The organism is Sulfuricurvum sp. (assembly GCF_049305995.1).
Lineage (GTDB): Bacteria > Campylobacterota > Campylobacteria > Campylobacterales > Sulfurimonadaceae > Sulfuricurvum.
In genome coordinates, this window is the sequence record NZ_JBAQPS010000185.1 from 1 (window position 1) to 7,351 (window position 7,351).

General features: G+C 37.9%; 6 protein-coding genes. 1 reads left to right on the forward strand and 5 read right to left on the reverse strand.

Annotated features, from left to right (window positions below; translation table 11 throughout):
- Positions 1 to 107: 107 nt before the first annotated feature.
- The 4 genes from WA010_RS06395 to WA010_RS06410 form a co-directional block, all read right to left on the reverse strand.
- Positions 108 to 665, reverse strand: coding sequence for a metallophosphoesterase family protein (locus WA010_RS06395; protein ID WP_422556310.1), 558 nt, complete (start codon positions 663 to 665; stop codon positions 108 to 110).
- 167 nt (positions 666 to 832) lie between these two features.
- A complete protein-coding gene (locus WA010_RS06400) occupies positions 833 to 1,174 on the reverse strand; it encodes a hypothetical protein (protein WP_422556311.1) in 342 nt (113 codons plus the stop codon).
- Complete coding sequence (locus WA010_RS06405; protein ID WP_422556312.1) at positions 1,171 to 2,547, reverse strand: hypothetical protein; 1,377 nt, start codon at positions 2,545 to 2,547, stop codon at positions 1,171 to 1,173. The genes WA010_RS06400 and WA010_RS06405 overlap by 4 nt, the downstream gene beginning before the upstream one ends.
- Entirely contained in the window at positions 2,537 to 4,627 is a 2,091-nt protein-coding gene (locus tag WA010_RS06410; protein WP_422556313.1) for a type IV secretion system DNA-binding domain-containing protein, read from the reverse strand. The genes WA010_RS06405 and WA010_RS06410 overlap by 11 nt, the downstream gene beginning before the upstream one ends.
- Positions 4,628 to 4,846: 219 nt before the next feature.
- Between WA010_RS06410 and WA010_RS06415 the strand changes: the two genes are divergently transcribed.
- The gene (locus tag WA010_RS06415) at positions 4,847 to 5,638 is read left to right on the forward strand and encodes a hypothetical protein (protein ID WP_422556314.1); all 792 of its coding nucleotides are present in this window, start codon (positions 4,847 to 4,849) and stop codon (positions 5,636 to 5,638) included.
- A 189-nt stretch (positions 5,639 to 5,827) separates the two neighbouring features.
- Here WA010_RS06415 and WA010_RS06420 read toward each other — a convergent pair.
- Positions 5,828 to 7,351: DNA topoisomerase (locus WA010_RS06420; RefSeq protein WP_422556315.1), on the reverse strand; the 1,524-nt coding region annotated here is incomplete at its 5' end.

Below are 7,351 nucleotides of genomic sequence, written 5' to 3' on the forward strand. Positions count from 1 at the left end.
TCCATTTAGATACATAGTGTCAAGAAAGAGCTAAAAATATTTAAAATGATTTGTAGAGGCTTGTAGAACGAATTTAAGCAAACTTTAAAACGCATGTGACAAAAAACCTAAATGTAGGTGGACACCCGTTTCTCTATTTCCCAAATTTCATCGAATAGTTTTAGATTTGGCATATATGCCGCATCGTTCATGGCATATTTCCATAGTGTCCTGACATCATCCATATTGGTAACGAAATGTGGATTGAGGTTGTGAAGTAAATACTGTCCATCATACCAGGAATCACAACCGCCAAAGCGCACGCCATCAATCTCTACAACAGTACCATCTAAGCAATACACCCCATCGATAGAGTTAAGCATCTTTCTCATCTCATGCACCCGGTTATAACTGTTCATATCATAATCATCCATAGCGATCCGGTTGATAAGATAGTAATCATGATTGCCTAGTACACAGACAATATGCTTGAAATACAGTTCACGTAAAAATTCAATTATCTTTGCATTTTCTGTATTATAATGTCCCAGATCACCCGCAATGATGAGAACATCTGAGGGAGTAAAAATCGGATCAAAGAACTTTTTTACATCTTCTTTGGTTTGATTGAACGACTTAAAATAAAAATCGAGATGCAGATCCGAAAGAATTGAAATCGTTAACATTTAACCTCTTTTTTTATCATATTTTTAGACCTGAATTTCAACGTTGAAAGATACTCACGTCGCAACCCACAATTCTTTGGTTTAATATAAAAATTTCCCATCGAACAATCTTTATATTTTACACATTCTTTTAACTCGCATATCATTTTTATTCTCTCTAAATTAAGTTATCTGATGATGGTTACACCATCACCTTTTTTGTAAAACCCATATTTAAAGCTTGCAAGGGTTACAAGTTTATAATATTCAGTAGTGAAGAAATTATCATCTTCAAAAAAAACATAGCTTGGTTGAACTTCTGTGATAAGCTCATCATGTACTTTGTGAAAATATTTCAATTGATTTTCATCGAGGGGATAATTTTTTGCGATGTTTTTTGCTCTTGCCATGGTAGTTTCGCTCAGCGGGAGCATGACAAAATCATCATGCTCCTCCGCTTTGAAATTACAAATATTATTAATCCATCCAACAACCATGGAAAGTTCATCCACAAGATTAATACTTGTCATGACGGAATCACGATCGTTTCTATTTTTCTAAAGGCTTCTTGGAACTTTGCGTCTCCGGAGACATGTTTTTGTAATTCAAGGAACCGTTCATACGAGTGAATTTTAAACTCTCTCGGGATCCCGTAATTTAGCTCGAACCATACTTCGTCGGCATCTTCGCGTGTAAGCTCTGTCTTAACGTCACCGCGACTGATTCTATCTGCAGCTATGTTTGAACTTCGGTACACATCCTCATAGTTGAAAGACTCACCTACCGACATAGCTTTAAATAGGCCAAATACACCCGAACCTATTTTAAATTTAAGTGAGACGTTGATTAACTTCATCCCGATTCGAGGTGAGAAAACTTTTACAGTTTCGAACACAAAATATGCCGCTGTAGCGAAAAATGGCAGTGCAAGAAAAATAGAAAAATCTTTTCGACCAAGATAATCGATAATATATAGACAAATAAGCACAACGGACAATTGTTTGGCGAGCCAAATAGTCTCGATCTTAGAGAGATCAATAGTCTTATCTGACATGCGATCGATAATTCCACCAACATCGATGTATTGGTTAGTTTTGACTTTTATATCGTTTCGAAGAATATCAGTTTCAAAAATGTTTTTTGCTCTTGATTTCAAAAATCCTTCACCGAACTTTTCGTAAAGTTTTTTCAAGAGTGGCCCGACTGCCTCAAAAGCATTAAAGAACAAGTACGCAACAACACCATAACCGATAATTTGAACTGTATAAATTGCAATTCTATCGAGGTATTGAATAGCTATATTTTCGGCTACCCCAACGAGGACATAACCAACCGTCGCATAAAATAGCTTCATAAATATATGAGCAGTATCTTCTTTCTGTTCTTTGGCTCGTTGATCAAACGCAAAACTTAGAAAATCTCCAACACTCAAATTATCTTCAATTGCTTGTGAGAGGTTTAAGTTGTATTTGTTGGCTATTTCGTGTAATTGAGCTTGCACGATTAAATTCTTCGAGAGCAATTCCGAAACGTTTTTGTCTCTGAATATCGACATAGTCGTAGTGCTCGAAAAATAAAAAAAGACATGACCAAAGATTTTAAAAAATCTAGGCGATGCCCCAAACAGCAGAGCAATAATAAAACTAAACACGATCAAGCCGGTTAGAATTGCCGGGATGAACGGTAGCACCGCGAGAAAAACCGCTGTCAATGTGAACAATGCAAATCTTCTCTTTAGGATAGCTACTTTGATAGCGTTAAATGTGTTCACCACATCACCATACGAATTAGTAACAATCGCCCCGATTGGCTCATCTGAATACTGCCATAGACTATTTTTTAACTCAATTACATCATCGTAATATGCGGCTGATAGTAATTTTTTATCATTTTCAACTTGCATCATTTTCTCCTAATATTTTTTCAATTTCTGCAAATATTGCTTCGTGCGGTTGCGCGAATGCGGCAATTAGACCTATTTTCTCGAACCCCATATTTTTAGCGAAATCAAAACGCTCCTGATCATCATCGATCGCGAAAAATTCAATCGACAAATCGTCTCGTTCCAAATCACTATATCTGTTGTGAAACTCTTTGATCTCGTCAGGATAATATATTTTTGAGTTGACAATTTTTTCAATGCCATCAACAATTTTTTGGTCGAATTTTTTATTGATTAAAAAATCTTCCCGATCCTCGGACATTATGAAATCGATGTACCCGGTGAAAATTATTTTTTCTTGATCGTGAACGTCCTTCTCTCCTCCCGCTTCAAAGTTTTCGACATTGGTATCATTCTCGATGTTGTACATTTTGTCGTAAAACGCATCATAATTTCGCGGAATAAATTTTTTACATTTAACTCGCAAGCATGTATCTGCCGAGTACCCTAAATATATAAGTTTCTTCGATGGGAAAAAAGAAATATGGTAAAAATCATCCAAACTCTGAATATACTCGCCGCGAAGGAATTCATCTTTTGAAATATTTTCACTTTCTCCGAAAGTTTTACTTCTGCTCATCTGCATTCCAAATGCGCTTAGCCCCCCCATCGGTGTTGTCCCGGCTGATTGACCACTTTGTTCGGAAAGTGAAGTTGAACTGTTCTTTGTTTTATCGATGTACTCAGTTTTTCTCCCTGCTTTGATAACATGGTCAATTGTTTCTGTTTCATCCATCCGGAACAAGACGAGAGCAAAGCGAGAGCTGTCCATAAGTTGTAAATCTTTTACTTTATCTTTATCTAAATATTGTGCTCCAAAAACTACACAACCTAACTTACTTCTTACCATTCGGTGCAACTGCTCTTTTGTTCGTTGCTCCATATCCATAGAAAGATATTCGTCGAGTAAATAGAGGGTATATTTTTTCTTCTCATCTGGAAGGTCTTTGCCATCTTGCAATGACATTTGATATTGAACAATAGCACCAAGGATCCCAACAAAAAAGGCATTTTCGTTTTGATCACTCCCACCGTTTTTCAAAAAAAATATTTTTCTCCCACGACGATCATTCTCAAAAAAGTCAGGAATTGAAAACGGTTTAACCCCAGAGTCAATTAAGTACTGATTTTGTTGGAATATAGTTAATACCAATTTCATCAATTCAAATACTGACCTAGCTGTACCATTATTGTTTTCTGAAATTTCTTTTTCGTATTCATCAATTTTTTTCTGAAAAACTGAAAAACGCTCGGACGTTGTTTTCCCCGTACGATAGGAAATTATTGTGATGTCGGTAATTTTTTTAATGGCTGCATTTAAAAAAAATGGATCATTCGAACTCTTGCCAATCATTTGCGTTGCAAAGTTTGAAATGAACGAAGTGGCCAATGCCACACTTTTGCTCATGTCGTAAAAAATATCCCAGACACACCCACGCTCATCATAAAGACTAATTATGATATCGCCGTTCTCTTCACTATATAATTTTGAAGTAAAATCGCCTTTTTCATCATTGACGATCGCATTGTGATACCAATCCGCCTGTAAAAAACGCTCCAAAAAAACGGTTTTTCCCGAGCCTATTGAACCTAGAACCAGTATAGCTTTTGTCATGTCGTCCGGTGTGAGATAAGTGGATATTCCCGTTCCTCCGGGCATATCCAAAGCATTATTGTTCCAACGTTTTGAAATTGCAAAATCATCAAAATAAATTGCTTCTTTTTTACCAAGAGTGTTTTTAACCTCTAATCCTGTAGACCACTTATAGCCAAAAATCTGATTTTCTCGATTCGGAAATGAAGTCATAAATTCGGCCATTTTATTGTTCTTTGTTTGCGACCCGACAATATCTCTTTTTGGAACTACAATGAGAGAAGTAGATAGGCTTGCGGTTTTATTCGCTGTGTGCAGCTGTTCCACAAAAATTCCACTCCCACTCATCCCGTTTTCTACAACATTATTAGTATTCTCAATGCCCTCTTTGATCGACCTATTCAAATCAACGGCTTTCGTTATAAAGTTTGTGATGGTTTCTTTCATTTAATCAATATTCCCTTCTCACTTAGTTGGCATCATTATAAATGAAAAGTTAATTAAATGTCAATACTTTTTATTATTATTGTTATCTCTTTGACATATCTTTTGTGTAATTTGTATTCATTTTTTTAATTAACACTTTTTGTTATATAATTTTTGTAATTTTCTATATTTTTACTGTTTTTTATACTTTATTAGAATTCCAATTTAAAGGACACACAAATGGCACGAAAAACTCGGCAATTTGGCTCTTCGGATGAAGAGAATTTAGAAATATATGAGCAGCAGCTCGCCCGATTGATGGAAGTTGCAAATGTGCACGCTGAATATCAGTTGTGCGTGATGTTCGATTTGAAACCGGCCAATGCTTCCGGTTGGAGAGCGAGACGTTCCCTACCCCCCTCTTTTGTAGTTGAGGCGTGCGAATCGTTTGGTGCATCGATCGACTATGTAATATTTGGAATCGGCCAGAAATGGAGAACGAAAAAAGGGGCTCAACTTCCCATTGATAAAATTCTTAACGCCATAAATGAATCCAACATTGACCCCATGAAAAAAGCTAATATTAGTGCGATTGCCGCGAAAATAAACACGCTAAATCCGCAAGAGAAAAACCTTCTTTTTGCCGCGATTCGAGTTCATTTTATGCAGCAACATCTTATTTCGTACAGACTCAAACCAAAACCGATTGGAGAATATTTTTCAGAATTGAAAAATGGTGCTTCTCTCTCAAATGAAATAGAGAATATTTCCACGAAAATAAAAAACTTATTCAGCAAAAATGAAACTGAAATACTATTAGACATAGCCTGTCTTGATATGATTGATATTTATGACCGCGAAGAGATTAGTAACATGGATTTGCAAATTTCAAGTATTGAAAATATTTACAACTATTTTATTCAGGATCTAAAGGATCTTAAGAACCCGATCGATGCTATTTTTAACATTGCAAATACAATGATATTCAACATGAAGCCTAGTCAGTTCCTTGTTGAAAATGGAGACAATTAATAACGGGCGGCAAGGCTCCGCCCGACTCCGTTGGTGTTAGTGGTGTGTTTTTTTTGTCACTGATACCAACAGGATCCGCCCCTGCTCGCCGAAACTCGTCCTCATTAACTTTTTTTATTGTGTCTTTTAGATAGGGAATTATCCCCTCTTCCCGATATGCAGTATCTCGCATTTCTTGTGTAACCTCAATCATTTTTTCCCTCCTTTATCAAAAATCAATTCAATTTTCCCGTTTGTCAATTTCCCTTTTGCGTCAAACTTTTTTTCCGACTTGCCTTGTAACCCAGAAAACGAAACGGTTTTCCCATTAAGGAGATTGATCGCTTGCGTTTTTGTAACTTTCTTACCAAAAAATTCTTTCCAAATTGTCGCCTTGCATCCTTGGCATTGAAATGATTTGTCCCACTCTTTGACTGTCCCCCCGCATTTGCAGTTCCCCACTGGATCCGTCGGTTTCGGCATGTTTTTGTCGAGCCATTTCGACATTTCAAACCCACTCTGTAAAACAGAGTCCGGCAATTTAACTCCCTTTTTCTCAGAGATTGATTTGGCAATATCGATCTGCTTGTCGCTTGGGACTCGATCTTCGCGCGGTTCTCTCGCTTCAGGAATGAAGAAGCCCATTTCTTCATGAGTCGTTCTGGCGAGTTTTTGCCAAGTTGCACCATCGATGCCGTCGGCTACCTTATCGAGATACTCCTCCATTTTGGCGGTCGTGCCATAATCAATGATCCATGAGTGTCCATTGTTATTGAGGAAGTCAATTAATCGTTCCGCTGCAGCGGTTGCTTTGAACTTTTTCTTATCGATCTCACCGTAACCGGCAGTTTTAATGCGGCCAACAATCGCGGCATATGTAGATGGACGCCCGATTCCCATCTTTTCGAGTTGTTTAACAAGAGAGGCCTCAGTGAATCGTCCTGGTGCTTTTGTCATTTTAGATTCTACGTCAATGGATATCTTTTCACAAGGTTCTGCTCTTGATAATTCCGGAAGTGTTTGTTCCACTTCTTTCTCATCTTCAATATCTTCAGTATAAAGAGCCATCCACCCTGCAAACTTTGGAACTGATCCGGACGCTTTAAATGGTAACCCGCCGATATCGAATTTGTATTGTGTCCAATCAAATGTCGCATCCGCCATCGTTGATGCAACGGCACGTTTGAAAATCAACTCGTAAATTTTCGCGTGATCTTGCGACAGTGCTGACTCTTTAATCTTCGCATCGATCTCGTCAATTGGATGCAAGTGTGTTGGACGAATTGCTTCGTGCGCATCTGCTTGGCTGTTTTTCGAAGTGTGCTTTTTTGGCTTCTCTGGAACGTACTCAGAGCCGAAAGAGCCAATAACAAACTCTGACGCTTCTTGGAGGAATTCGTCGCTTAGACGTACCGTATCGGTACGATGATAGGTGATAAGCCCCGCTTCGAATAATCCTTGGGCGAGCTGCATTGCTTTTTCGGGTGCAATCGATAACGAAATCGATGCAGCTGCCTGAAAATCAACTGTCGTAAATGGAGCTTTTGATCCAAAATTTACAACCTTCTTTTCAACTGATTCGACGGTTGCATATTTGGCAAGCTTTGCTGCTTCAATAGCGGCTTCCGCTTCCCCTTTTGTTTTAAAGGAATTCGCATCCCCTTCGTACCCATCAAATTGTGCAGTAAACATCTTTTCAGCACCGAAGAGCTTCGCTGAGACAGTGAAGTAAGG